This is a genomic window from Pseudomonas sp. TE21435 (assembly GCF_056279265.1).
This window is the reverse complement of the sequence record NZ_JBWBQZ010000001.1, coordinates 2,632,120-2,655,511: the sequence shown is the minus strand read 5'-3', so window position 1 is coordinate 2,655,511 and position 23,392 is coordinate 2,632,120. Positions and strand designations below refer to the sequence as shown.

Here is a 23,392-nt window from a genome sequence, read left to right as displayed (position 1 = left end):
AGAAAACGCGGTCCCGATCAATCAGTCTGGCACGCAGGGCGCGGTTCGTCAGCGCCGACGATGGTCGCAGTGGCAGGACGTCGCAGGCCCCGTGACGGGCGGGTATTGCCAACTAAGCCTGTCGGGCCATGTGTGTCCCCAGCCAGTAGAACACCGCCGCCAGCATCACCGACCCGATCAACAGATAGAACACCGTCACCGGCACCACATGCCCCAGCGCCAGGCCCACCAGTATCGGGCCGAGCCCCGCGCCCAGGTTGGAGAGGTTCTGCGCGCCATAGTAAACCCCGCGCAGGTGCTCCGGCGCGATCAGGTCGATGAACATGAATTCGGCCGGAATCACGATGATCTCGCCCAGGGTGAACACCAGCATGGCCAGACACCAGACCAGCGCCGAAGCGGCCACGGAGAATCCCAGCAACCCGGCAACGAACATGGCCATGCCAGCCATCAGCCAAGGCATCAGGCGCTGACGGGTGATGCGTCGGCCAATCAGGTACTGCAGGCCGATCACTGCGAGGGCGTTGGTGGTGACCAGGTAGCTGGCCAGGCGCGCCACCTCGGCGGGATCGTGCTGAGTCACCACCAAGTACTGCGACAGGTAGGCGGTGAACTGGCCGAACACCACAGCACTGAGCACGCCGCCTAGGGTGAAGCAGACCAGCCGCCGGTCGCGCAGCATGCCCAGGGCGACCTGGGCGAAGCTCGCCGCCTGCCCGGCCTCGCGCAGGCCCAGCAAGCTGCGTTCGCCCAGGCGGTAGTAAGCCAGGCTCAGGCCGAGGCCGATCAAGGCCGACACCACGAACGGCAGGTGGTCGTCCGCCTCTATTAGCATCACCCCGAGCATCGGCCCTGCGGCCCAGGCGATGTTGTTGAACGTGTACTTGATGGCGAATACTTCGCCGCGTCGGTTCTCTGGCAGCAGGGCGCAGAACCCGGCCTTGGCGGCAATGTCGACCACCGTCTGGGCCAGGTAGGCCACCACCAGGAAACAGAAGAACGGCGCAGCCGAGGTACTGGCCACGATGCCGACGAAGGCCAGGGCGAACACCAGGGTGCAGGCGACGATCAGCGTATGGCTGCGCAGGGTGTCGACCAGGTGTCCGCCGTAGAGGCTGAGCAGGGATGCCAGGAGCATCGCGCCGCCGACCAGCAGGCCGGTCTGGCCGACCGACAGGCCCAGGTGTGTTGACAGGTACACCACCAGATAGGGCAGGGTGATCGCCCGCGCCATGGTCAAGGTGAAGGTGGTGAACAACAGCAGGCGAACCGCGGTGGGATAGCCTTTCAGGGCGCGGAGCATCGACTGATCCTTGTCATTGTCATTGTCAGCGGTCAAGCATATGCCAGGTGCCGGACTGGCTGCTATATCTTTAAAATCGATAACAGATAGAGAAATTACCCGTTATATAGATATTCTATGCAGGCATAAGATATCTCTACCTTACACAAGGGCAGGAGACACCTTATGCCATGCACCCAGACCCGCGCGCCTTCCTGGCGCCCGTTCAGCCAGTTGGCCCATCCCCGCGAAGTGATTCGCCAGTTCACCCCCAACTGGTTCGCCGCGACCATGGGCACCGGCGTGCTGGCCCTGGCCTTTCATCAGGTCCAGGTGCCGGGATTGGACAGCGTGGCCGAGGGACTGTGGTGGCTGACCATCGGCCTGTTTACCCTGTTCTGCGTCCTGTATGGCGCCCGCTGGATAATGTTCTTCAATGAGGCGCGGCGGATTTTCGCGCATTCCACCGTGTCGATGTTCTTCGGCACCATCCCCATGGGCCTGGCCACCCTCCTCAACGGCGCCCTGGTGTTCGGCTTGGCGCGCTGGGGTGAGGCCGTGGTGCCGTGGGTTGAAATGCTTTGGTGGCTGGACGTGGGCCTGGCGCTGCTATGCGGCGTGGCAATTCCCTACCTGATGTTTACCCGCCAGGAGCACAGCATCGATCAGATGACTGCGGTGTGGCTGCTGCCAGTGGTGGCGGCGGAGGTTGCCGCCGCCAGTGGCGGGTTGCTGGCGCCGCACCTGGCGGACGTTCACGCACAGTTCCTGGTGGTCATCACCAGCTATGTGATGTGGGCGGTTTCGCTGCCGGTGGCGTTCAGCATCCTCACCATCCTCATGCTGCGCATGGCCTTGCACAAACTGCCGCCGGCCAACATGGCCGCCTCCAGCTGGCTGGCGCTGGGCCCGATCGGTACCGGTGCGCTGGGCATGCTGGTGCTCGGTGGCGATGCGCCGGCGGTGTTCGCCGCCAATGGCCTGGGCGGCCTCGGCGAGGTGGCCCGTGGGCTGGGGCTGGTGGCCGGTATCGTGCTGTGGGGCGCCGGGTTGTGGTGGTTGCTGACGGCGGTGCTGATCACCCTGCGCTACATGCGCCAGGGCATGCCGTTCAACCTGGGTTGGTGGGGGTTCACCTTCCCCTTGGGCGTGTACTGCCTGGCCACGTTGAAACTGGCCGCCTGGCTGGGCCTGGTCTTCTTCACGGTGTTCGGCCAGGTGCTGGTGGTGGCGCTGGCGCTGCTCTGGCTGCTGGTGGCCAGCCGGACCCTGCGCGGGGCGTGGCGCGGCGAGCTGTTCGTGTCACCGTGCATTGCCCAGCGCTGATCGGCCTTACAGGTTGGGTGTGTAGTCGAAGGCGCTGGCGGCTTGGATATCGGTGAACGGGGTGACGGCCGCATGCTTGTTCATCACGCTGTTGACCAGAGAGCCTGGGAACATCTGGATGCCGTTGTTGAAGCGTTCCACTTCGCCGTTGAAAATCACGATGGCCGCGCCGACGTTCTGTTGCTGCTCGGCGATTTCGCGCATGAGGTTGTTCATCAGCTCCGAGGCCTTGAGATCGGGGTAGGCCTCGAAAGCCACGCGCAGCCCGCCGAGCAGCGAACGGGTTGCGTCTTCGGCCTTGGCCAGGGTCTTGCCGTCCGCCTCGACAGGCAGCTCGGCAATGGCGCTGCGCAGGCGGGTGATTCCGGCCAGCACGCCTTGTTCATGGTCGCGGTACAGGCCGGCCTGCTCTTGCAGCGCATCGAGCACCTTGGTCTTCTGCCGCTCATAGGTCAGCACATCGGCCCAGGCGCGTTTGACCCGGTTATGGTTGCCGACGATGCCGTTGTGCAGGCTGATGACGATCAGCGGTACGCCGATCAGCACGGCGAGCAGGATAAGGGCGAAAAGGTCCATGTCATTGTTCCGTCTGTAGCTGTGCCGGGGTAGGCACGGTGAAATTGTCGTCGTGCTGCTCGGCCAGGATGTGCACGGCGTCGAGCAGAGCGCTGAGCTGAGGCAGGTGCACGCCGTGGTCGATCAGCAAGCGGAAATCGCTCGCGCGGGACAGCTCGCAAGTCAGCTTGAAAGCGAGCGGGTTGTCGTTGCTGCTCAGGCACAGTTGCCCGTGCTGCGAGAACTCCAGGTTGGGCGTATCAAGCTGGCGATGCAGGTCGATCAGGTGCAGCACCGTCACCGGCTTGGCGAAGCGGGCGCAGGCCATGGCCGAGCTGCCAGTAAGGCTGAAGGCGCGGTCGAAGTCGCTTGAGGCGGTCTTGAAGTGGTGCTCCATGTCGACCATGGATGAGCGGCCGCCGCTGCCGCCACCCAGGGCGATTCCCTGCACCCAAGGGAAGTCGATCACCAGGCTGTAGCGATCGTATTCCTGGTAGGAGGTCACGGTTTTCGAGGTCGTGCCGCCCTTGCCATCGGACTCGGTTTCCTGGTGGGTCTGTTTGTCCACGTAATGCAGGTGGTACCAGCGGTAGTTGAAGCTGTGCAGCCGACCCTGATAGTGGCCCTGCACGGCGCGGCGCAGGAAACGCTTGTGGTTGCCGCGCACATAATCGCGAAACTCGATTTGCAGGCCCTTGAGCAACTGGCTGTCGGTCACCGGGATTTCCTGCAGGCCGGCGGTGATCAGGCTGGAGCGCTCGGCCAGGTCGTAGGCAAGCTTGGGGATGAGCTTCCTGCGCTGATAAAGGACGATCAGGCTGAACGCAGCGCCACCGAGCAGGCCGAGCGTGAGGTTGGACGCAAGCTGCGGCACGCTCTGGCCCAGCAGCTTGGCCAGCGGCGCCAGCAGCGGCTCGTACGCCTGCAAGTAGCCTGCGATGCTGGCAATGGCCAGTGGTCCACAGAGCAGGGCCATCAGCCAGGGCACCCGGTTGTCGAACTGCATGTTGCCGTAAAAGGCGGCCATGGCGTCCACGGCGGCCAGCAGTTCCTGCTTGGTCGTCGCCGTGCGTGCGGTGTGGCTGGCCGCCCGCACTGTGCGTTTGAGCCGGGCGTTGTGGGTATTCAATTGAATCAATGGCTGGCCTTCATCCCTGTCCAGTTCGACCCCAAGTGGCGCACCTTTGCGCGTTGGTGAGGGGCGGCAGTCTGCCAGCTTCGCGGTTGCCGTTCCATCGTGTCGAGCGACAGGCGCTGAACTGACAGCCGCTGCTTCTGCCACAGGCGTGGCGCAGCCGAAACCTATGGAAGGAGCAACGGGCTTGCCTTCATCGTCCATTCCCGTGCAGATTTGTGGCTTTATGCGCTGAACGTGCCTCCAATGACAAAGCCCAACCAGGTACACGGACGATGAGTCACCCCTCGCAATTCACCCTGCTCGGCAAGCGGCGCTTCCTGCCGTTCTTCATCACCCAGTCGCTGGGTGCCTTCAACGACAACCTGTTCAAGCAGTCATTGATCCTGGCGATCCTCTACAAGCTGAGCCTGGAGGGCGACCGCTCGATCTGGGTCAACCTCTGCGCCTTGCTGTTCATCCTTCCGTTCTTCCTGTTCTCGGCACTGGCCGGGCAGTTCGGCGAGAAGTTTGCCAAGGACCGCCTGATCCGCGCGATCAAGCTGGCCGAGATCGTCATCATGGCCATTGGCGCGACTGGTTTCGTCACGCACCACCTCGAGCTGATGCTGGTGGCGCTGTTCGCCATGGGCACCCACTCGGCGCTGTTCGGCCCGGTGAAGTACTCGATCCTGCCCCAGGCCCTGCGCGAAGAGGAACTGGTGGGTGGCAACGGCCTGGTGGAGATGGGCACCTTCCTGGCGATCCTGGCGGGTACCATCGGTGCCGGCGTGCTGATGTCTTCCAGCCAGTACGCAACGTTGGCCGCTGCGGGCGTGGTGGGCACCGCGGTGCTGGGCTACCTGGCCAGCCGCTGGATCCCGCGGGCGGCGGCCGCCGCGCCGCAGATGAAGCTGGACTGGAACATCTTCAAGCAGTCATGGCTGACTCTGCGCCTGGGCCTGGGCCAGACCCCGGCAGTGTCGCGCTCGATCGTCGGCAACTCGTGGTTCTGGTTCGTCGGCGCGATCTATCTCACGCAGATCCCGGCCTACGCCAAGGACTGGCTGCACGGCGACGAGACCGTGGTCACCCTGGTGCTGACCCTGTTCTCGGTAGGCATCGCCGTCGGTTCGCTGCTGTGCGAGCGCCTCAGCGGGCGCAAGGTGGAAATCGGCCTGGTGCCGTTCGGCTCGTTCGGCCTGACCCTGTTCGGCCTGCTCTGGTGGTGGCATTCGGGGGACGTCCCGGTCGGAGCCGCGCCCCATGACTGGCTGACCTTGCTGGGCATGAGCCAGGCCTGGTGGATCATGCTGTCGATCGTCGGCCTGGGCATCTTCGGCGGCTTCTACATCGTGCCGCTGTATGCGCTGATCCAGGCACGCACCCCGGAAGGTGAGCGGGCCCGGGTGATTGCCGCCAACAACATCCTCAACGCACTGTTCATGGTGGTGTCGGCGATCATCACCATCGTCCTGCTGAGCCTGGCCAAGCTGAGCATCCCGCAGCTATTCCTGGTGGTGTCGCTGCTCAACATCGCGGTCAATGCCTACATCTTCCGCATCGTGCCCGAATTCACCATGCGCTTCCTGATCTGGCTGCTCAGCCACTCGATGTACCGGGTCGAGCACCGCGAGCTGCAGCGCATTCCCGACGAAGGCGCGGCGCTGCTGGTGTGCAACCACGTGTCGTTCGTCGATGCACTGCTGATCGGCGGCGCCATCCGCCGGCCGATCCGGTTTGTCATGTACTACAAGATCTACAACCTGCCGGTGCTCAACTTCGTGTTCCGCACCGCCGGTGCCATCCCCATCGCCGGGCGTGGCGAGGACGAGGCCACCTACGAGCGTGCCTTTGCCCGTATCGCCCAGTACCTGGCCGACGGCGAGCTGGTGTGCATCTTCCCCGAAGGCAAGCTGAGTTCGGACGGTGAGATCGATGTGTTCAAGGGTGGAGTGAACCGCATCCTGCAGGAGACGCCAGTGCCGGTGATCCCGTTGGCGTTGCAGGGGTTGTGGGGTAGCTTCTTCAGCCGTGACCCGAACAAGGGCTTCTTCAAGCGCCTGTGGTCGCGGGTGACCCTGGTGGCCGGCGCCGCCATCCCGGTGGAGGCGGCGCAGCCTGAAGTGCTGCGCGAGCAGGTGAGCCTGCTGCGCGGCGACATGCGCTAAGGGAAAAGGAGGGAGGTCAGCTGGCGCTGACCTTCAGGCCGACCAGGCCGGTGATGATCAGGGCGACACTGGCCAGGCGGATCAGCGCCATGGATTCACCGAACAGGATGATCCCGGCGATCACCGTGCCGACCGCGCCGACGCCGGTCCAGATGGCATAGGCGGTGCCCAGCGGCAGCTCCTTCATGGCAAGGCCCAGCAGGCCGAGGCTGATGACCATGGCGCCGACCGTCAGAACGGTGGGCAGGGGGCGGGTGAAGCCGTCGGTGTACTTGAGGCCGACAGCCCAGCCAACTTCGAACAGGCCGGCGAAGAACAGGATGATCCAGGACATGGTGATTCTCCATCGTTATCAAAGATGGGGCCGTCCCCGGTATGTTCACGCACAGCGTCGTGAGGCCGTCCTCACAGTGCGCACTATAGTGCCCATTTGCCGAAGCTGGGGCAAGTTTCAAGGATCGGTGGTTGCCTCATCGCCGGCAAGCCGGCTCCCACAGGGTTAGCGCATGGCTGGCTTCATGCGGTCGGTGTGGGAGCCGGCTTGCCGGCGATGAGTCCGGGGCAGGCAACATCAATTTCTGGCAGATACGATGTTCTGTACCTCGGGCTCAGGCTCCTCCATTCGCCTGAACCACGTCGACAGCAAAGCCCCGGAGATGTTGTGCCACACGCTGAACAGCGCACTGGGCACCGCGGCCAGGGGCGAAAAGTGCGCCGACGCCAGGGCCGCGCCCAACCCGGAATTCTGCATGCCCACCTCCAGCGCCAGCGCCTTGCGCTGGGCCAGCGGCAGCTTGCACAGCTTGCCGGTCAGGTAGCCCAGCAGGAAGCCGAAGCTGTTGTGCAGCACTACCACCGCCATGATCAGCAGCCCCGATTCGGCGATCTTCGCCTGGCTGACCGCCACCACCGCGCAGACGATCATCACGATGCTTACCACCGACACCAGCGGCAGCACCTGCACCGCCAGCTGCACGCGGGCGCCGAGCAGGCGCTGGGCGAGCACGCCGAGCACGATCGGCAGCATCACCAACTGCAGGATCGACCAGAACATGTCCATGAACGAGACCGGCAGCCACGCCGAGGCGAGGAACCAGATCAGCGCCGGGGTAAGCAGCGGGGCGAGCAGGGTGGTCACCGCGGCGATCGCCACTGCCAGTGCCAGGTCGCCCCTGGACAGCCACACCATGACGTTCGACGCCGTGCCGCTCGGGCAGCAGCCTACCAGGATCACGCCCACGGCGATTTCCGGCGGCAGTTGGAACAGCTGGCACAACAGCCAGGCCACCCCGGGCATGATCACGAAATGCGCCACTACCCCCAACGCCACCCGCCATGGCTGGCGGGCGACGGCGGCGAAGTCGTCGAGCTTGAGGGTCAGGCCCATGCCGAACATCACCAGGCCCAGCAGCGGCACGATGGCGACCTTGAGGGCGATGAACCACTGCGGCTGAAGGAAGGCCAGGCAGGCGAACACCAGCACCCACAGGGCGAAGGTGTTGCCGACGAAGCGGCTGAGGGCGGCGAGGGCACGCATGGGGCAATCCTTGTTGTTCTGTTCAGGTGCCCCCGATCATACTTAAGACCAGCTCAGAATGGGCCAGCCGTTGGTTTGCGCGTGCTCGCGCAGCACCGGGTCCGGGTTCACCACGTAGGGGTGATCCACCTTCAGCAGCAGCGGCAGGTCGTTGCGCGAGTCGGAATAGAAGCTCGCGCCTTCGAGGTTTTCCTGTTCCTGGTCGAGCCACTCCAGCAGGCGGACGATCTTGCCCTCGCGGTAGGTGAGCACGCCGTGGGTCTTGCCGGTGAATACGCCGTTGACCGCTTCCAGCTCGATGGCGAGGTATTCGTCCACCCCCAGGCGCGCCGCGATCGGGCCGACGAGGTGGGTGCCGCTGGCCGAAATGATCAGAATCCGGTCGCCACGCTGGCGGTGCTCGGCGATGCAGCGGCAGGCGTCGCCGTAGATGATCGGCTCGATCACATCCTCTACCCAAGGCTCGACCAGGTGCTCTACTTCTTCCAGGGTGCGCCCGGCGATCGGCTCCAGGCTGAAGGCCATGTAGTCCTCCATCTGCAGGTGGCCTTTGCCGTAGGCTTCCATCAGTTCATGGTCGCGCTTGAGGAAACTCTTGCCATCGACCCAGCCCAGCCGGGCCATCTGCTCGCTCCACAACGACGCGCAGTCGCCGTGGATGAGGGTTTCGTCCAGATCGAAAATTGCCAGTGCCATGCGTTGAATCTCCTTAGGCCACTTCCCGTAGCGCCGTGGGGTCGATCGACAAGGATACCCGTTGTCCGTCCGCGTGCAGATCGCTGGCGCAACGATTGAGTACGTCCACCACCAGTTCAACGCCGCGCACCTGGACGCGGTAGCGGATCACGTTGCCCAGCAGGCTGTGGCTGCGGATCTCGCCATCCAGCTCGCCGTTCAGGCTCAGGGTGATCGACTCTGGGCGGATCGCCAGGCGCGCGGCCACCGGGCGTTGCAGCAGGCGGCTGGCGCTGTCGGCGTCGAGCAGGTTGTAGTTGCCGATAAAGCCGGCGGCGAACAGGTCCACGGGCGCGGTGTAGAGGGTTTCGGCATCGCCGCTCTGGACGATGCGTCCCTGGTTCATCAGGACGATGCGGTCCGACATGGTCAGGGCTTCTTCCTGGTCGTGGGTGACGAAGATGGTGGTAAGCCCCAGCTCGCGCTGGATGGCGCGGATCTGTTCGCGCAAGTGCTTGCGGATACGCGCGTCCAGCGCCGACAGTGGCTCGTCGAGCAGCAGCAGGCGCGGGCGGGTGACCAGCGAGCGGGCCAGGGCCACGCGCTGGCACTGGCCGCCGGACAGCTGGTGCGGGTAGCGCGTGGCGAAGCTGCCGAGCTCGACCAGGTCGAGTACCTCGCGTACCCGTGCCTGGCTTTCGTCGGCCTTGACCTTCTGCATGCGCAAGCCAAAGGCGATGTTCTGTTCCACGGTCATGTTGGGAAACAGCGCGTAGCTCTGGAACACCATGCCGATGCCGCGCTTCTGCGGGCTCAACGGCACGATGTCCTGGCCGTCGAGCAGGATCCGCCCGCTATCCACCGGGGTCAGCCCGGCGATGCAGCGCAGCAGGGTGGACTTGCCGCAGCCGGAGGGGCCGAGCAGGGTGACGAACTCGCCGCGCTCGATCTGGCAGTCGATGTTTTCGAACACCGGGCTGCCGGCGTAGCTCTTTTGCAGTTTCTGTACGCTGACGAAGCTCATGTCAGGTCTTGTCCTTGTTCAGGCGGTTGGCGACCCAGGTCAGCACCAGCACGAAGGCGAAGTAGGAGATTACCAGGGCGCTGTTGAAGTGGCCGCTGCTGTTGCGCATGTTGTTCAGGTACACCTGCAGGGTCTCGTAGCGGGTGCCTACCAGCAGGTTGGCAAACACGAACTCGCCGAACAGGAACGAGAACGACAGCAGCAGCGCCACCATCAGGCCTTTGCGCAGGTTCGGCAGTACCACCAGGAACGCCGCCTGCCAGGTGCTGGCGCCGAGCAGTTGGGCGGCGTCCATCAGGTCGCGCAGGTTGATGGCCTGCAGGTTGTTGGTGATGGCTCGATACATGAACGGCAGGGCGATGGTGAAGTAGCAGCCGATCAGGATCCACGGCGTGCCGACCATGGCCATCGGTCCGCTGCCGTAGAGTTGCAGCAAGCCCACCGCAGACACCACGGGCGGCACCGCGAACGGCAGCAGGATCAGCACGTTCATCAAGGCGTCGAGCTTGGGGAAGTGGTAGTGCACCACGAACAATAGCGGCAGGATCAGCACTACCGACAGCACCAGCGCGCCCACGCACACCAGCAGCGACTGGCCGAAGGCTGCGAGAAAGCGCGGTTCGCTCCACAGCGCCACATACCACTTGAAGGTCAGCCCGCTGGGCAGCAGGGTGGCCGACCAGCTGGTGGCCAGCGAATAAAGCAGGGTGCCGGCCAGTGGCAGCAGCAGGATGAGGAACAGCAGGTAGACCACCACGCTGTGGTAGAGCCCGCCGGCTTTGTTTTCAGCGCGCATGGTAGCTCCTCTTGAGCAGCCATTGATGGGCCACCGTGACCACGGTCATCAGCCCCACCAGCACCATCGCCAGGGCGCTGGCCAGGTTCGGGTCGAGGCTGATGTCGCCGGCCACAAGGCCGGCGATACGGATCGGCAGCACGTTGAAGTTGCCGGTGGTCAGGGCGTAGACGGTGGCGTAGGCGCCCAGGGCGTTGGCCAGCAGGATGACGAAGGTGCCGAGCAGCGCCGGGGTAAGCACGGGCAGGCCGATGTGCCGCCAGAACTGCCAGTGGCTGGCGCCCAGCAGCGCGGCGGACTCACGCCAGTCTTCGCGCAGGGCGTCGAAGGCGGGGTAGAGCAGCAACACGCCCAAGGGGATCTGGAAGTAGGTGTAGACCAGGATCAGGCCGGTCTTGGAGTAGATGCTGAAGTCGCCGAGCAGCCCCATCTGCTTGAGCAGCAGGGTGAGCGCGCCATTGAAACCGAGCAGGATGATGAAGGCGAACGCCAGGGGCACGCCGGCGAAGTTGCTGGTCATGTTGGCAAAGGCGCTGACGAAGTCGCGCAGTTTCGAGTCGACCTGGCGCAGCGAATAGGCGCCCAACGTGGCGATGACGATGCCGAACAGGCTCGACCAGAAGCTGATCTCCAGGCTGCGTTGCAATGCCTGCAGGTAGAACTTCGAGGCGAAGATCTTGCTGAAGTTGGCCAGGCCCCAGCCACTCTCGCTTTGCAGGCTGTTGATGGCGACCCAGGCCAGCGGCGCGATCTGGAAAATGATGAAGAACACGGCGAACGGCAGCAGGCAGAGCAGGGCCAGGTAGCGGCCGCGATGGCTTGCATTCACTTGAGCAGCTCCCGGCAGACCGGTTTGTCGTGGGCGGCGCCGAGCAGTTCGCAGATCGTGCCGCACAGCTCGGACTGCAGCGGCTTGGCCGCAGGGTCGAGGCTGAAGGCTTCGCCGAACACGAACAGCGGCACTTCACGCTCCTCGGCGAGCAGGCCGTTGTGCGAGCGGTCGTTGTTCATGCCGTGGTCGGCGGTGACCAGCACCTGGTAGCCCTCCTCGAGCCAGCGCGGCAGGTAGTCGGCCAGCAGGATGTCGGCGCTGCGCGCGGCGTTGCGGTACTGGCTGCTGTCCAGGCCGTGGCGGTGGCCGGCGTCGTCGATGTTCATCGGGTGTACCAGGAGGAAATTCGGCGCATGGCGGCGGCGCAGGTATTCGGCGTCGGCCAGCAGGTGCGAATCGGGGTAGTGGTCGGCGTAGTAGAACAGGCCGTGCTGGATCGGCAGCTTGGGGGCATGGGTGTGGCGGTCGCGCAGCGGGTCGAAGGGCGAGCGGTTGTACAGCTCGCTCATCCAGTGGTAGGCCGCCGCCGCGGTGCCCAGGCCGGCCTCGCGGGCGTAGTGGAACACGCTGCGCTGGTTGGACAGGCGGTTGATGTTGTTGTGCACGATGCCGCTGTCGATCGGCGGCACACCGGTGAGGATGCATTCGTAAAGTGGTCGTGACAGCGATGGCAGCTCGCACTCCACGCGGTACAGCGCGGCGCGGTCGGCCTCGACATAGGCGTGCAGGTGGCCCATGGCGTGGTGGGCGACCTGGTGGTTGAGGCCGTCGAGCAGGACCAGGATGACGTTGTGTTGCATGGTGGCTCCGCAGGGGTATCAGTCGGTAGCGCGTCGCCCTCATCGCTGGCAAGCCAGCTCCCACAGGTCTTGCGCTGACCTTGTGGGAGCTGGCTTGCCGGCGACAGGGCCGGTTCAGGCAGAAGGGAATCTGCCCCTTATTCCATCTCGATGATCACCTGCTCCTGCCACTTCTGTGGCAGGGCCTTGGAGGTCGCTTCCCAGGCCGCAGCATCTTTGATTGGCTGGGCGGCCTTGTACTGCTCGTTGGGCAGCAGCTTGGCCTGTACGTCCGCCGGCAGCTTCAGGTGTTCGGCACGGATCGGCCGGGCGTGGCCGATGGCCAGGTTGGTCTGGCCGGCATCGCTGAAGATGTATTCACGGGTCAGCTTGGCTGCGTTAGGGTGCTTGGCGTACTTGTTGATGATGGTGGTGTAGCCGGAGATGACCGAGCCATCGGAGGGGATCAGCACCTCGAAGCGTTTCGGGTCGATCTGTTCGCGGTAGCTCAGGCCGTTGAAGTCCCACACCACGCCCACTTCCACCTCGCCTTTCTCCAGGGTCTGGATGGTCGGGTTGGCCAGCGACAGACGCTTCTGCTGGGCCAGTTTGGTGAACAGTTGCAGACCTGGCTCGATGTTGCTTTCGCTGCCCTTGTAGGCGATGGCGGCGGCAAGCACGCCGTTGGCGGCCTGGGCGGCGGTGCCGACGTCACCGATGGCGACCTTGTACTTGCCCTTTTCCAGGTCGTGCCAGGTGCTTGGGCGGTCCTCTTTCTTCACCAGATCCTTGTTGATGATGAAGGCGATGGTGCCGGTGTAGGCCAGCGCCCAGTGGCCGTCCTGGTCCTTGGCCCACGCCGGGACCTGGTCCCAGGTGCTTGGCTTGTAGGGCTGGGTCACGCCCTTGGTGACCGCGATCGGGCCGAAGGCCGCGCCGACGTCGCCGATATCGGCGCTGGCGTTGTCCTTCTCGGCATCGAACTTGGCGACTTCCTGGGCCGAGCTCATGTCGGTGTCGCTGTGCTTGAGGCCGTACTTTTTCGCCAGGTCTTCCCAGGTGCCTTTCCAGTTGGCCCAGGCATCGGGCATGCCCACGCTGTTGACCGTGCCTTCCTTGCGGGCGGCGTCTTCAAGGGCCTTGAGGTCCTGGGCCATGGCCGAGGTGCAAAAAGCGATGGCCGAACCGAGCAGTGACGCCATGAACAACTTTTTCATCCGAAGCTCCTTTGGTGGGTGCCTTGCATTCGTTGTTATGAACGGAAGCGGTGCTTGCGACCCCTTGGTCTAGGTCAGCAAACCTTGCGCCAAGGTAGGCCTGTTGCGTGACAGTTTGATGTAAGGGGCGGGGGCGGGTGGCAGGCCCAAGGCCCTGGAACTACAGCGTAGACCAGATCGAAAGCCTTGATTCGCGTGGGCTGGCGCGGATCTGGCATATCTGGCAAGTGCCCTGCGGCGCCTGTGTCACAGGATGTTCATCAGCCGTGCCTAGGCTTGCACTACGCTCCAACTGCCCCGTTTCGGGGCTGGACTAGTCCAGATAGGTAACCTTTGATGCAAGCGACGCCACCGCGCGCGGTAACAGCCATCTGCCACGCGCTGCAGGAGCAGATCGAACACGGCTTGCTGGCGCCCGGCGGCAAGCTGCCGGCCGAGCGCAGGCTCAGCGAGGTGTTCGACACCACGCGTATCACGCTGCGCGAGGCCCTGGTGCAGCTCGAGGCCATGGGCCTGATCTACCGCGAAGAGCGGCGCGGCTGGTTCGTCGCGCCCGAGCGTCTGACCTACGACCTGATCGAGCGCAGCCACTTCCATGCGATGGTGCGAGACCAGGGGCGCGAGCCGCGTACGCAGCTGCTGTCGGCGCGGCTGCAGCCGGCTTCGGCGGCGATCTGCGCGCGCCTGCGGCTGCCGGCGCTGTCCAGCGTGGTGCGGATCTGCCGGTTGCGGCGTATCGACGGGCGGGCGGTGCTGTATGCCGAGCACTATCTCAACCCGCGCTACTTCCCAGGAATCCTTGAGCTGGACCTGGCCCGGTCACTGACCGAGATCTATGCGCGGGAGTACGCGATTCACTATGGGCAGGTGTGCTTCGAGATCCTGCCGACGGCGTTGCCGGTGGAGGCGGCGGCTGCCTTGAAGGTGTCGGCTGGCAGCCCCGGGCTGCATATCACCCGGGTCAACAGCGACCAGCATGGGCACCTGATCGACTGTGACCTGGAGTACTGGCGCCATGATGCGATTCGCATCCGCGCGCAGGCGGGGTAAGGGGGCTGCTGTGCAGCCCATCGCCGGCAAGCCGGCGATGGGGTGCGAAGCGGCCCTAGCTGGCGGCTCCGCCGGCTTCAGGGATGGCACCACCCCCAGCCGTCACCACTTGCACCGACAGCCGTGGCGTCGCCAGATCCAACCCCGCTTCATCGAGCTGGCGCTTCAACGCCAGGTTGAACGCCCGCGAAACCTCCCACTGCTTGATCGGAGCGGTCTTGAACCGCGCCCGCAGGATCGCCGAGCCCGACTCGAAACTCTCCACCCCCTGCAACTCCAGCGGCGACCAGATGTTGCGGCGCATCAGCGGATCATTGCGCAGCTTCTGGCCCACTTCGCGGATCAGGGTGATGGCCTGGTCGATGTTCATGCTGTGCGGGATGGCCACACGGAAGATCGCGTAGCCGAACTCGCGGGAGTAGTTCTTGATGCTCTTGATCTCGCTGAACGGAATGGTGTGCACGATGCCATCGATGTCGCGCAGGCGCACGGTGCGGATGGTCAGGCCCTCGACCGTGCCCAGGTGGCCGCCGACATCGACGTAGTCGTCGATGGCCAGCGAGTCCTCGATGATGATGAACAGGCCGGTGATCAGGTCGGCCACCAGCGACTGGGCGCCGAAACCGATGGCCAGGCCGATGACACCGGCACCGGCCAGCAGCGGGGTGACGTTCATGCCCATGTTGGCCAGGGCGACGATCACCGCGATGATGACGATCACCACGAACATCACGTTGCGGATCAGCGGCATCATGGTCTGCGCACGGGCGTTGGCCAGCCCGCGCCGCGAATGCACCAGGGCATGGTGCACGGCGGTGTCGGCGAGGATCCACACCAGCCAGGCGACGATCAGCGTGCCGGCCAGGCCCAGCAGGCGCAGGCTGACTTCATGGCCGTCACCCTCGGCGAAGCTGATCATCGAGTGGCCCCATACACGCAGGCCCAGTTCGATGAACAGCAGCCAGATGAACAGGTGCACCAGGACATAGCCGAAGTTGCGCAGGCGTTCGGTGTAGACCGCCTGGCGCTTGTTGGCGCGCCTGGGCTTGGCGGCATGGCGGCGGACCAGGCCATTGAGCACCATGCACACCACCACCAGCACCGTGCACATCAGCGACTGGCGCAGGGCGGTGCTGGTGTCGCCGGCGGAGACGAAGGTGGCGAACAGCGAAATTGCCACCAGGATCAGCGCCGGGATATACCAGAAGCTGCCGAGCAGTTCGATGGTGTCGCTCAGGGTGCGCCGGGTCAGGCGCCGTGACAGGGGCTGGTTGCGAATCAGGTGGGCGATCGGGCGGCGGAAGCGCAGGATGAACAGCCCGGTGCACAGCGCGGCGATCACATTGGCCAGGGTTGCCAGGGCGTGGGCCAGGTGGCTGCCCAGCGCGGTGGTCAGGCGTGGGTCGCTCATCGCCTCGCCGAACGCGGCGAAGCTGCCGATCAGCCACAGCGGGCGGAACGCCTGGTGCCGCAGAATGTGAAGGGCACGGTGGCGATGTGGGCCATCGAGCAGCGAGAAGGCAATCACGCAGATCGCCGAGAACAGGGTGCCGACCACCAGCGCGTAGGCCAGCACCATGGCCATCGACTTGCCCAGCGAGGAGGGCAGGGCGAAGCTCAGGTACACGGTGAACACCAGCGCCACCAGCCATGGGCCCAGCTTGCGCAGGGCAAAGCGCACCAGGTCCCAGGTCCGCGGGTGCTGCGGCAGGTCTTCGGTCAGGCCGAAACGCAGGCGCACACGGTGGCCGATCCAGTTGAAGGCATAGGCCAGCAGGCCCCAGACCAGGATGACTCCGGCGAAGCCGAACAGGATCGCCGGCCATTGATGCACCGGCACCACCAGTGCGGCCAATTCGTCCTGGGCCTGGTCGATTTCCAGCGACCAGCGCTTGAACGGGCTGGCATCGCCGCTGAACTGTTTCTCGAAATCATGCAGGGCACCGCCGATCAGGCCGAGCACGCCCTGTTCGACGGTGGGTTGCGATTGCCGGGTGGCGTCGCGCAGCTTTTTCAGGTCGGCCAGCAGCTTGGCGCGTTGCTGGTCGTTTTCCAGGTTCTTGATCACCTCGTCCAGGGACTTGCCCAAGGGCTCGCTGGCCTCGGGCTGGGCGGGCGTGCTGGAACCGAGCAGGCCGGGCAGGCCGGCGGCATGCGCTGGGGTGGCGAGCAACAGGAACAGCAGCGTGATGCAACGCAGGAGGGCTGGCACCGGGAAATCTACCTCAGGTCAAACGTTTGCCCGAGTGTAGAGGTTTACGACGGCAGTTTCTCGAGGATCTTCCAGCAGGTGAGGCCGAAAATGCCGAGGGTGCCGATCCACATCATCAGCACGCCGACATTGCGCTCGCGCAGGCTGAAACCGATGGTCAGCAGCATCAGGAACAGGAACACCGGCACGAACAGGGACAGGAACGGCGATGACATGGACAGCATCCTTCTGTTTTGGGGGCCATGTATCAAGCATAGCGCTTTGCAAGCGAGGCGGATTGACCGGGGGCAGGCGGTGGGCAAGTCGCACCGCCGCTCCCACGGGGGCGCGTGGGAGCGGGTTGGCCGTCAGGGCAGTTCGCGGCTGCGGTAGAAGGCGCCGAGCACCTTCACCAGGTGGGCCAGGTCATGGCTGCCGCACAGCTCGCGGATCGAGTGCATGGCGAAGGTCGGCAGGCCGATATCCACCGTGCGCACGCCCAGGTGGCTGGCGGTGATCGGGCCGATGGTCGAGCCGCAGCCCATGTCGCTGCGCACCACGAAGCTCTGCACCGGTACTTCCTCGGCCATGCACAGGTGGCGGAAGAATCCTGCGGTTTCGCTGTTGGTGGCGTAGCGCTGGTTGTTGTTGACCTTGATCACCGGGCCGGCATTGAGCTTGGGCCCGTGGTTGCCGTCGTGCTTGTCGGCGTAGTTGGGGTGCACGCCGTGGGCATTGTCGGCCGAGACCATCAGCGAGCGCTGGATGGTGCGCACATAGTCGTCGCCATCGGGCAGCAGGCGTTGCAGGGTCTGCTCGAGCATCGGGCCATCGGCGCCGCAGGCCGAGCAGGAGCCGACTTCCTCGTGGTCGTTGCACACCAGTACGCAGGTCTCGTCGCCTTCGGCGTTCAGCAGCGCCTGCAGGCCGGCGTAGCACGACAGCAGGTTGTCCAGGCGGGCGGCGGCGATGAAGTCGCCGTTCAGGCCGATCAACGCGGCGTCCTGGGTGTCGTAGAAGCTCAGCTCGTAATCCAGCACCACGTCGGCGTTGAGGTCATGCTCGCGGGCCAGCTGCTCGGTGAGCAGGGCGCGGAAGTCGATGCGCTCGTCGCCGGCGACCTGTGCCAGGATCGGTGGCAGCTCGGTCTGCGGGTTGATCTGCCAGCCTTCGTTGGCGGTGCGGTTGAGATGGATCGCCAGGTTGGGGATCACCGCGATCGGCAGCTTGAAATCGATCAGCTGGCTTTCCACCTTGCCGTCACGGCGGAAGGTGACCCGGCCGGCCAGCGACAGGTCGCGGTCGAACCAAGGGGCTAGCAGGGCGCCGCCATAGACTTCAACGCCCAGTTGCAGGAAGCCCTGGCGCTGCAGCTCGGGCTGCGGCTTGACCCGCAGGCATGGGCTGTCGGTGTGGGCGCCGACCATGCGGATACCGCCGATCAGCGGCGAATGCTTGCCGAGCTTGATGGCGATGATCGAGGAATCGTTACGGGTCACGTAGTAGCGACCACCAGGCGTAGTGGCCCAGCTGTCGCGCTCGTCCAGGCGCTGGTAGCCGGCGGCCTCGAGGCGTTGCGCGAGGCTGGCGGTGGCGTGGAAGGGCGTCGGGGAGGCCTTGAGGAATTCGATCAGGCCGGCGTTCAGGGCATCGCGCATAAGTCACTCCAGACAGCAGTGGCGCGAGTTTAGCGTAAATGCTCGAAAAATTGTGTCAGCCCTATCGCGAAGCGTGGGAGCAAGCTTGCCCCGCGATGGGGCCCGAGTCTCAGAACGGCGCCGGACACTCGAATTTCAGGCGTTCGCCAGACACCGGATGGGTGAAGCTCAGCATCGAGGCATGCAGGCACAGCCGCTCATGGGCCGCCAGCGCCTCGGGGTTGGCGTACAGCCGGTCGCCGAGCAGCGGATGGCCGATCGACAGCATGTGCACGCGCAGCTGGTGCGAGCGCCCGGTGATCGGCGTCAGTTCGACCCGGCAGTGATCGCCGCAGCGCTCGACGATGCGCCAGAAGGTCAGGGCATGCTTGCCCTGCTCATGGTCGACCACGTGGCGCGGCTTGGTCGGCGGGTCGTAACGCAGGGGCAGGTCGATGCTGCCGCTGTCGAGCGCGGGCTGGCCCCAGCACAGCGCGGTATAGGCCTTTTCGGTCTCGCGGTCGTGGAACTGGCGTGACAGTTCGCGGTGGCTGTCGGCGTCGCGGGCGAGCAGGATGATCCCCGAGGTTTCCCAGTCCAGGCGGTGGACGATCAGGGCTTCCGGGTAGCCGTTTTCCTGCAGGCGGGTGATCAGGCAGTCCTTGTTGTCCTCGGCGCGGCCCGGCACCGACAACAGCAGGGTCGGCTTGTTGATCACCAGGACGGCGGCGTCTTCGTGAAGGATCTGGATGTTCGACAGCGGCATTGCTAGGTCTCGGTGAAATGGCGGAAAGCACTGGGGCCGCCTTGCGGCCCATCGCCGGTAAGCCGGCTCCCACAGGATCCCGCGTTGTCTGTGGGAGCCGGCTTGCCGGCGATGGGCTGCAAAGCAGCCCCAATGATTACACCCAGCTGCGCGATCAGCGATCAGGCAGGGTGATGTTCAGTTCCAGAATCGAGCAGCTGCCCTGGTTTTCCAGTTCGATCTGTACGTCGTCGTTGCCGATGTTGACGTACTTGCGGATCACCTCGACCAGCTCCTTCTGCAAGGCAGGCAGGTAGTCCGGGGTGCTGCGTTGGCCACGCTCGTGCGCCACGATGATCTGTAGACGCTCTTTCGCTACCGACGCGCTGCTCTGTTTCTGTCTGCCACGAAAGAAGTCAAAAAGGTTCATGGTTTATTTGCCTCCAAACAGGCGCGCGAAGAATCCTTGCTTCGGCACTTCGATGAACCGCAGTGGCTTGGGCTTGCCCAGCAGGCGGTCGACGGTGTCGCTGTACGCCTGGCCGGCATCGCTCTGGTCATCGAGGATGACCGGGATACCCTGGTTGGAGGCCTTCAGCACGGCTTGGGATTCGGGGATGACACCCAGCAGTTCGACCGAAAGGATTTCCTTGACGTCCTCGACGCCAAGCATTTCGCCCTTTTCGACGCGCTCGGGGTGGTAGCGGGTGATCAGCAGGTGTTCCTTGATCGGGTCTTCGCCCTGTTCCGCACGGCGCGACTTGCTCGACAGCAGGCCGATCATGCGGTCGGAGTCACGTACCGACGAGACTTCCGGGTTGGTCACGACGATGGCTTCGTCGGCGAAGTACATCGCCAGGTGCGCACCTTTCTCGATACCGGCCGGCGAGTCGCAGACCACGAAGTCGAACTGGTCCTTGAGCTCCATCAATACCTTTTCGACGCCTTCCTTGGTCAGCGCGTCCTTGTCGCGGGTCTGGCTGGCGGCCAGCACGAACAGGTTTTCCAGGCGCTTGTCCTTGATCAGGGCCTGCTGCAGGTTGGCCTCGCCGTTGACCACGTTGACGAAGTCGTACACCACGCGGCGTTCGCAGCCCATGATCAGGTCGAGGTTACGCAGGCCGACGTCGAAGTCGACGATGACCGTCTTGTGCCCGCGCAGTGCGAGGCCGGTACCGATGGCGGCGCTGGTGGTGGTCTTGCCCACACCCCCCTTGCCGGAAGTAACCACGAGAATCTTGGCCAAGGTGTTTCACCCCTAAATAATTCGGGACAGACGTCCCTGCAAATACAAAAAACGGCAACGGGAAAAAGTTGCGCTAAAAATGCCGGCAAGTATCCGTTAAAGACGGGTTATGTTCAACACGTCGCCGGACAGGCTGACTTGTACGCCCGAACCCCACAGCGGGTCGCGGCGCAGGTCTTCGCACACTTTGTACTGGCCGGCGATGGAGACCATTTCTGCGGTCATCTGCAGGCAGAAGATGCGCGCCTTGGTATTGCCTTTGATGCCGGCCAGGGCACGGCCGCGCATGGCGCCGTACACATGGATGTTGCCATCGGCGAGAAGTTCCGCGCCGGGGCTGACCGAGCCGGTCACCACCAGGTCGCCGCCCTGGGCGTAGATCTGCTGGCCGCCGCGCACCGTCGAGGTGATGATCCGCGTCGGGCGAACTTCGGGTTCGGCCGGCGCAGCTGGCGGCGCTGGCGCGGGCTCGGGCTTCTTCACCTCGGGCTCCGGCTCGAGCGGCCGTTCGCGGGCGCCGGACGGCGGCAGCACCGGCAGGTCGATGGCGATCGCGGCGGCGATGTCCTCGATGCGGCTGGCGCGGATCGCCAGGGTGCGCAGGCCATGGTGACGGCACACGCGCATCAATCCGGGCAGGTCAATGGCGCTTTCGTCATGGGGCAGCTTGTCCAGGGCCAGCACCAACGGTGTGTTGCTGAAGAAATTCGGCGCCTGCGCGACCTTCGCCGCCAGCTGGCGGTCGAGGGATTCGAGGTCGTTGCGCGCCAGTTCCAGCACGGTGATGGCAAGCATGCTGCCCTTGAGCTGGAACACGGGGGCGTTATCGGGTGTCGGGTTGGGGCTCATGGTCTGCATAGACGGCTTGTTGCGAAAAAAGTGCCCTGACTTATAGCGATAAGACCGTTTGCCCGCAACCGATGTAGAATGCCGGGCTCATGTCTTGCCGGAAGCTTCAATGGAACGCCCGCGTTTTCGATCCTCTTTCCTTCACCCGCGATTCTGGGGGCTGTGGCTGGGCCTGGGCCTGCTGTGGCTGGTCGCCCAGCTGCCGTACCGGGCTTTGCTGGGGCTGGGGCGCGCCCTGGGCGCGGTGATGTACCGGCTGGCGGGTGAGCGCCGGCGTATCGCCGCGCGCAACCTGGAGCTGTGCTTCCCGGCGCTGTCCGGCGACGAACGGCAGCGCCTGCTCAAGGAAAACTTTGCCTCCACCGGCATCGCCTTCTTCGAGATGGCCATGAGCTGGTGGTGGCCAAAGGCCCGACTGGCGCGCCTGGCCCACATCGAGGGCATCGAGCACCTGCAGGCCGCCCAGCGTGAAGGAGAGGGGGCCATTCTCATGGCCGTGCACTTCACCACCCTGGAGATCGGCGCTGCCTTGCTGGGCCAGGTGCATACCATCGACGGCATGTACCGCGAACATGGCAACCCGGTGTTCGACTTCATCCAGCGCCGCGGCCGCGAGCGCCACAACGCCGACTCGCTGGCGGTGGAGCGCGACGACGTGCGCGGCATGCTCAAGCTGCTGCGCAAGGGGCGGGCGATCTGGTACGCGCCGGATCAGGACTACGGCCTCAAGCAAAGCATCTTCGTGCCGCTGTTCGGTATTCCTGCTGCCACCGTCACTGCCACCACCAAGTTCGCCCGGCTGGGCAAGGCGCGGGTGATTCCGTTCACCCAGAAGCGCCTGGAAGATGGCAGCGGCTATCGCCTGGTGGTGCATCCGCCGCTCGCGGACTTCCCCGGCGAAACCGAGGAGGCCGACTGCCTGCGCATCAACCAGTGGGTCGAGGGTGTGCTGCGCGAGTGCCCGGAGCAGTACCTGTGGGCGCATCGGCGCTTCAAATCGCGGCCTGAAGGCGAACCACGGCTGTACGACAAGAAAAAGCGTTAGGGAGCGGGCTTGCCCCGCGACAGGGCCGGTACTGGCAACCACTGACTCCAGGAAGGATGCATGACCTCAACCACCGGCCTGATCCTCTCCGGCGGCGGTGCCCGCGCCGCCTACCAGGTCGGCGTGCTGGCCGGCATTGCCGAACTGCTGCCACCGGGCGCCGCCAATCCTTTTCCGGTGATCGTCGGCACCTCGGCCGGCGCGATCAACGCGGTCAAGCTGGCCAGCGGCGCCACCCGCTTCGCCGAGTCGGTGGAGCAACTGACGGCATTCTGGCAGAACTTTCGCAGCCACCTGGTGCTGCGCAGCGACTGGCCAGGCGTGATCCGCCAGGCCAGCCGCTTCGTTGGCCACAGCCTGCTGGGGCTCGGCGGCCAGGTGCCGGTGGCACTGCTCGACAGCCGCCCATTGCGCCGCCTGTTGCACGAGCATCTGGACCTGGACGGCATCGCTCACTCACTGGCGGCCAATCAGTTGCGCGCCATCGCCGTGACCGCGTTCGGCTACGAGTCCGGCCAGGCGGTGACCTTCTACCAGGGCCGCGACACCATCGAACCCTGGTTGCGCCACCGCCGCATCGGCATGCCCACGCCGCTGACCATCGACCACCTGCTGGCCAGCTCGGCGATTCCTTTGCTGTTCGCGCCGGTGCGCCTGGGCGAGGAGTACTTCGGTGACGGCGCGGTGCGCCAGCCGGCGCCGATCAGCCCGGCGCTGCACCTGGGGGCCAGTCGCGTGCTGGTGGTCGGGGTCAGCGGCAACCCTCAGCGACCCTCGCCGCCCTTGCCGACCCAGCGCGTGTTCAGCGGCCAGCAACCGAGCCTGGCGCAGATCGGCGGACATATGCTCAACAGCACCTTCATCGACAGCCTCGAGGACGATATCGAGTTGCTGCAGCGGCTCAATCACCTCAGCCACCTGCTGCCGGCGCACCTGGACGCCCGGCGCCTGGGGCTGGCGCCGATCGAGGTACTGGTGGTGGCGCCCAGCCAGCCGCTGGACGAGATTGCCGCCCGTCATCGCCGCGAGCTGCCGGCGGCGCTGAGGCTGTTCCTGCGCGGGCCGGGGGCGACCAAGACCAGCGGGGCAGGGGTGCTGAGCTACCTGCTGTTCGAGGCGAGCTATTGCAGCGAACTGATCGAGTTGGGGCGCAATGACGCCTTGGCCAAGAAGCGGGAGCTGTGCCAGTTCCTGGGGATTTGAGGTTTCCTATACCGGCGCTCACAGCTACTGCATTGGCCTCAAGGGATGCATTGTCTCTGTGGGAGCCGGCTTGTCGTGGCGACGAACCGCGGCGAAAGGGCCGCGCAGCGGCCCCTGT

23 protein-coding genes are annotated in these 23,392 nt (G+C 64.9%); 5 read left to right on the top strand and 18 right to left on the bottom strand.

Features of this window, described 5'->3' with window-relative positions; translation table 11 throughout:
- Positions 1-112 precede the first annotated feature (112 nt).
- Positions 113-1,303: an MFS transporter gene (locus ACZ9C1_RS11945; RefSeq protein WP_258701402.1), complete on the bottom strand. Its 1,191-nt coding sequence runs from the start codon at positions 1,301-1,303 to the stop codon at positions 113-115.
- A 165-nt stretch (positions 1,304-1,468) separates the two neighbouring features.
- Here ACZ9C1_RS11945 and ACZ9C1_RS11940 point away from each other — a divergent pair, with 165 nt between their 5' ends.
- Positions 1,469-2,608 carry a TDT family transporter gene (locus ACZ9C1_RS11940; protein WP_277505384.1) on the top strand — a complete coding sequence of 380 codons (1,140 nt, stop codon included), beginning with the start codon at positions 1,469-1,471 and terminating at the stop codon, positions 2,606-2,608.
- Between the two features lie 6 nt (positions 2,609-2,614).
- Here ACZ9C1_RS11940 and ACZ9C1_RS11935 read toward each other — a convergent pair whose 3' ends face one another.
- Both ACZ9C1_RS11935 and ACZ9C1_RS11930 read right to left on the bottom strand, forming a co-directional pair.
- Positions 2,615-3,184, bottom strand: a complete 570-nt coding sequence (locus ACZ9C1_RS11935) for a LemA family protein (protein WP_102683652.1) — start codon at positions 3,182-3,184, stop codon at positions 2,615-2,617.
- 1 nt (position 3,185) lies between these two features.
- The gene (locus tag ACZ9C1_RS11930; RefSeq protein WP_277505382.1) at positions 3,186-4,301 is read right to left on the bottom strand and encodes a hypothetical protein; all 1,116 of its coding nucleotides are present in this window, start codon (positions 4,299-4,301) and stop codon (positions 3,186-3,188) included.
- 272 nt (positions 4,302-4,573) lie between these two features.
- Between ACZ9C1_RS11930 and ACZ9C1_RS11925 the strand changes: the two genes are divergently transcribed.
- Positions 4,574-6,448 carry an MFS transporter gene (locus ACZ9C1_RS11925; RefSeq protein WP_102683654.1) on the top strand — a complete coding sequence of 625 codons (1,875 nt, stop codon included), beginning with the start codon at positions 4,574-4,576 and terminating at the stop codon, positions 6,446-6,448.
- A 16-nt stretch (positions 6,449-6,464) separates the two neighbouring features.
- Here the strand turns inward: ACZ9C1_RS11925 and sugE are convergent, their stop codons facing one another.
- From sugE to ACZ9C1_RS11885, 8 genes are all read right to left on the bottom strand, one after another.
- The gene (gene sugE / locus ACZ9C1_RS11920; RefSeq protein WP_023631604.1) at positions 6,465-6,782 is read right to left on the bottom strand and encodes a quaternary ammonium compound efflux SMR transporter SugE; all 318 of its coding nucleotides are present in this window, start codon (positions 6,780-6,782) and stop codon (positions 6,465-6,467) included.
- Between the two features lie 237 nt (positions 6,783-7,019).
- Positions 7,020-7,985: a bile acid:sodium symporter family protein gene (locus ACZ9C1_RS11915; RefSeq protein ID WP_277505377.1), complete on the bottom strand. Its 966-nt coding sequence runs from the start codon at positions 7,983-7,985 to the stop codon at positions 7,020-7,022.
- A gap of 42 nt (positions 7,986-8,027) precedes the next feature.
- The gene (locus ACZ9C1_RS11910; RefSeq protein ID WP_139673503.1) at positions 8,028-8,681 is read right to left on the bottom strand and encodes an HAD family hydrolase; all 654 of its coding nucleotides are present in this window, start codon (positions 8,679-8,681) and stop codon (positions 8,028-8,030) included.
- Between the two features lie 13 nt (positions 8,682-8,694).
- On the bottom strand, positions 8,695-9,684 hold the full coding sequence (locus ACZ9C1_RS11905) for an ABC transporter ATP-binding protein (RefSeq protein ID WP_139673499.1): 990 nt from the start codon (positions 9,682-9,684) through the stop codon (positions 8,695-8,697).
- 1 nt (position 9,685) lies between these two features.
- The gene (locus tag ACZ9C1_RS11900) at positions 9,686-10,480 is read right to left on the bottom strand and encodes an ABC transporter permease (protein ID WP_277505374.1); all 795 of its coding nucleotides are present in this window, start codon (positions 10,478-10,480) and stop codon (positions 9,686-9,688) included.
- Positions 10,470-11,309: an ABC transporter permease gene (locus ACZ9C1_RS11895; protein WP_094011831.1), complete on the bottom strand. Its 840-nt coding sequence runs from the start codon at positions 11,307-11,309 to the stop codon at positions 10,470-10,472. The genes ACZ9C1_RS11900 and ACZ9C1_RS11895 overlap by 11 nt, the downstream gene beginning before the upstream one ends.
- Positions 11,306-12,112, bottom strand: coding sequence for an alkaline phosphatase family protein (locus tag ACZ9C1_RS11890; protein ID WP_277505373.1), 807 nt, complete (start codon positions 12,110-12,112; stop codon positions 11,306-11,308). Before ACZ9C1_RS11890 ends, ACZ9C1_RS11895 begins: the two co-directional genes overlap by 4 nt.
- Positions 12,113-12,249: 137 nt before the next feature.
- Entirely contained in the window at positions 12,250-13,308 is a 1,059-nt protein-coding gene (locus ACZ9C1_RS11885; protein ID WP_198754019.1) for an ABC transporter substrate-binding protein, read from the bottom strand.
- 336 nt (positions 13,309-13,644) lie between these two features.
- Between ACZ9C1_RS11885 and ACZ9C1_RS11880 the strand changes: the two genes are divergently transcribed.
- Positions 13,645-14,358: a UTRA domain-containing protein gene (locus ACZ9C1_RS11880; RefSeq protein ID WP_102683661.1), complete on the top strand. Its 714-nt coding sequence runs from the start codon at positions 13,645-13,647 to the stop codon at positions 14,356-14,358.
- A 55-nt stretch (positions 14,359-14,413) separates the two neighbouring features.
- On the opposite strand, the gene ACZ9C1_RS11875 is transcribed toward ACZ9C1_RS11880, so the two are convergent.
- The 7 genes from ACZ9C1_RS11875 to minC form a co-directional block, all read right to left on the bottom strand.
- On the bottom strand, positions 14,414-16,570 hold the full coding sequence (locus ACZ9C1_RS11875; RefSeq protein WP_277505370.1) for a mechanosensitive ion channel family protein: 2,157 nt from the start codon (positions 16,568-16,570) through the stop codon (positions 14,414-14,416).
- A 44-nt stretch (positions 16,571-16,614) separates the two neighbouring features.
- Complete coding sequence (locus ACZ9C1_RS11870) at positions 16,615-16,785, bottom strand: hypothetical protein (protein WP_167388396.1); 171 nt, start codon at positions 16,783-16,785, stop codon at positions 16,615-16,617.
- Positions 16,786-16,917: 132 nt separating this feature from the next.
- Positions 16,918-18,207, bottom strand: a complete 1,290-nt coding sequence (locus ACZ9C1_RS11865) for a M18 family aminopeptidase (protein WP_110701091.1) — start codon at positions 18,205-18,207, stop codon at positions 16,918-16,920.
- A 109-nt stretch (positions 18,208-18,316) separates the two neighbouring features.
- Positions 18,317-18,952 carry an RluA family pseudouridine synthase gene (locus tag ACZ9C1_RS11860; RefSeq protein WP_046854572.1) on the bottom strand — a complete coding sequence of 212 codons (636 nt, stop codon included), beginning with the start codon at positions 18,950-18,952 and terminating at the stop codon, positions 18,317-18,319.
- 154 nt (positions 18,953-19,106) lie between these two features.
- Positions 19,107-19,361: a cell division topological specificity factor MinE gene (minE, locus tag ACZ9C1_RS11855; protein WP_023631120.1), complete on the bottom strand. Its 255-nt coding sequence runs from the start codon at positions 19,359-19,361 to the stop codon at positions 19,107-19,109.
- Between the two features lie 3 nt (positions 19,362-19,364).
- Positions 19,365-20,177 carry a septum site-determining protein MinD gene (gene minD, locus ACZ9C1_RS11850; protein ID WP_023631119.1) on the bottom strand — a complete coding sequence of 271 codons (813 nt, stop codon included), beginning with the start codon at positions 20,175-20,177 and terminating at the stop codon, positions 19,365-19,367.
- A gap of 96 nt (positions 20,178-20,273) precedes the next feature.
- The gene (gene minC / locus ACZ9C1_RS11845; RefSeq protein WP_277505362.1) at positions 20,274-21,035 is read right to left on the bottom strand and encodes a septum site-determining protein MinC; all 762 of its coding nucleotides are present in this window, start codon (positions 21,033-21,035) and stop codon (positions 20,274-20,276) included.
- A gap of 100 nt (positions 21,036-21,135) precedes the next feature.
- Here minC and ACZ9C1_RS11840 point away from each other — a divergent pair, with 100 nt between their 5' ends.
- Complete coding sequence (locus ACZ9C1_RS11840; protein WP_139673488.1) at positions 21,136-22,071, top strand: lipid A biosynthesis lauroyl acyltransferase; 936 nt, start codon at positions 21,136-21,138, stop codon at positions 22,069-22,071.
- A 60-nt stretch (positions 22,072-22,131) separates the two neighbouring features.
- Positions 22,132-23,274 carry a patatin-like phospholipase family protein gene (locus tag ACZ9C1_RS11835; RefSeq protein ID WP_102685447.1) on the top strand — a complete coding sequence of 381 codons (1,143 nt, stop codon included), beginning with the start codon at positions 22,132-22,134 and terminating at the stop codon, positions 23,272-23,274.
- The last annotated feature ends 118 nt before the right edge of the window (positions 23,275-23,392 follow it).

Excerpts from the sequence above, each read along its gene's own strand:
- ACZ9C1_RS11945 (WP_258701402.1), bottom strand. The coding sequence starts at position 1,303 with ATGCTCCGCGCCCTGAAAGGCTATCCCACCGCGGTTCGCCTGCTGTTG.
- ACZ9C1_RS11940 (WP_277505384.1), top strand. The coding sequence starts at position 1,469 with ATGCCATGCACCCAGACCCGCGCGCCTTCCTGGCGCCCGTTCAGCCAG.
- ACZ9C1_RS11935 (WP_102683652.1), bottom strand. The coding sequence starts at position 3,184 with ATGGACCTTTTCGCCCTTATCCTGCTCGCCGTGCTGATCGGCGTACCG.
- ACZ9C1_RS11925 (WP_102683654.1), top strand. The coding sequence starts at position 4,574 with ATGAGTCACCCCTCGCAATTCACCCTGCTCGGCAAGCGGCGCTTCCTG.
- sugE (WP_023631604.1), bottom strand. The coding sequence starts at position 6,782 with ATGTCCTGGATCATCCTGTTCTTCGCCGGCCTGTTCGAAGTTGGCTGG.
- ACZ9C1_RS11915 (WP_277505377.1), bottom strand. The coding sequence starts at position 7,985 with ATGCGTGCCCTCGCCGCCCTCAGCCGCTTCGTCGGCAACACCTTCGCC.
- ACZ9C1_RS11910 (WP_139673503.1), bottom strand. The coding sequence starts at position 8,681 with ATGGCACTGGCAATTTTCGATCTGGACGAAACCCTCATCCACGGCGAC.
- ACZ9C1_RS11905 (WP_139673499.1), bottom strand. The coding sequence starts at position 9,684 with ATGAGCTTCGTCAGCGTACAGAAACTGCAAAAGAGCTACGCCGGCAGC.
- ACZ9C1_RS11900 (WP_277505374.1), bottom strand. The coding sequence starts at position 10,480 with ATGCGCGCTGAAAACAAAGCCGGCGGGCTCTACCACAGCGTGGTGGTC.
- ACZ9C1_RS11890 (WP_277505373.1), bottom strand. The coding sequence starts at position 12,112 with ATGCAACACAACGTCATCCTGGTCCTGCTCGACGGCCTCAACCACCAG.
- ACZ9C1_RS11885 (WP_198754019.1), bottom strand. The coding sequence starts at position 13,308 with ATGAAAAAGTTGTTCATGGCGTCACTGCTCGGTTCGGCCATCGCTTTT.
- ACZ9C1_RS11880 (WP_102683661.1), top strand. The coding sequence starts at position 13,645 with ATGCAAGCGACGCCACCGCGCGCGGTAACAGCCATCTGCCACGCGCTG.
- ACZ9C1_RS11870 (WP_167388396.1), bottom strand. The coding sequence starts at position 16,785 with ATGTCATCGCCGTTCCTGTCCCTGTTCGTGCCGGTGTTCCTGTTCCTG.
- ACZ9C1_RS11865 (WP_110701091.1), bottom strand. The coding sequence starts at position 18,207 with ATGCGCGATGCCCTGAACGCCGGCCTGATCGAATTCCTCAAGGCCTCC.
- ACZ9C1_RS11860 (WP_046854572.1), bottom strand. The coding sequence starts at position 18,952 with ATGCCGCTGTCGAACATCCAGATCCTTCACGAAGACGCCGCCGTCCTG.
- minE (WP_023631120.1), bottom strand. The coding sequence starts at position 19,361 with ATGAACCTTTTTGACTTCTTTCGTGGCAGACAGAAACAGAGCAGCGCG.
- minC (WP_277505362.1), bottom strand. The coding sequence starts at position 21,035 with ATGCAGACCATGAGCCCCAACCCGACACCCGATAACGCCCCCGTGTTC.
- ACZ9C1_RS11840 (WP_139673488.1), top strand. The coding sequence starts at position 21,136 with ATGGAACGCCCGCGTTTTCGATCCTCTTTCCTTCACCCGCGATTCTGG.
- ACZ9C1_RS11835 (WP_102685447.1), top strand. The coding sequence starts at position 22,132 with ATGACCTCAACCACCGGCCTGATCCTCTCCGGCGGCGGTGCCCGCGCC.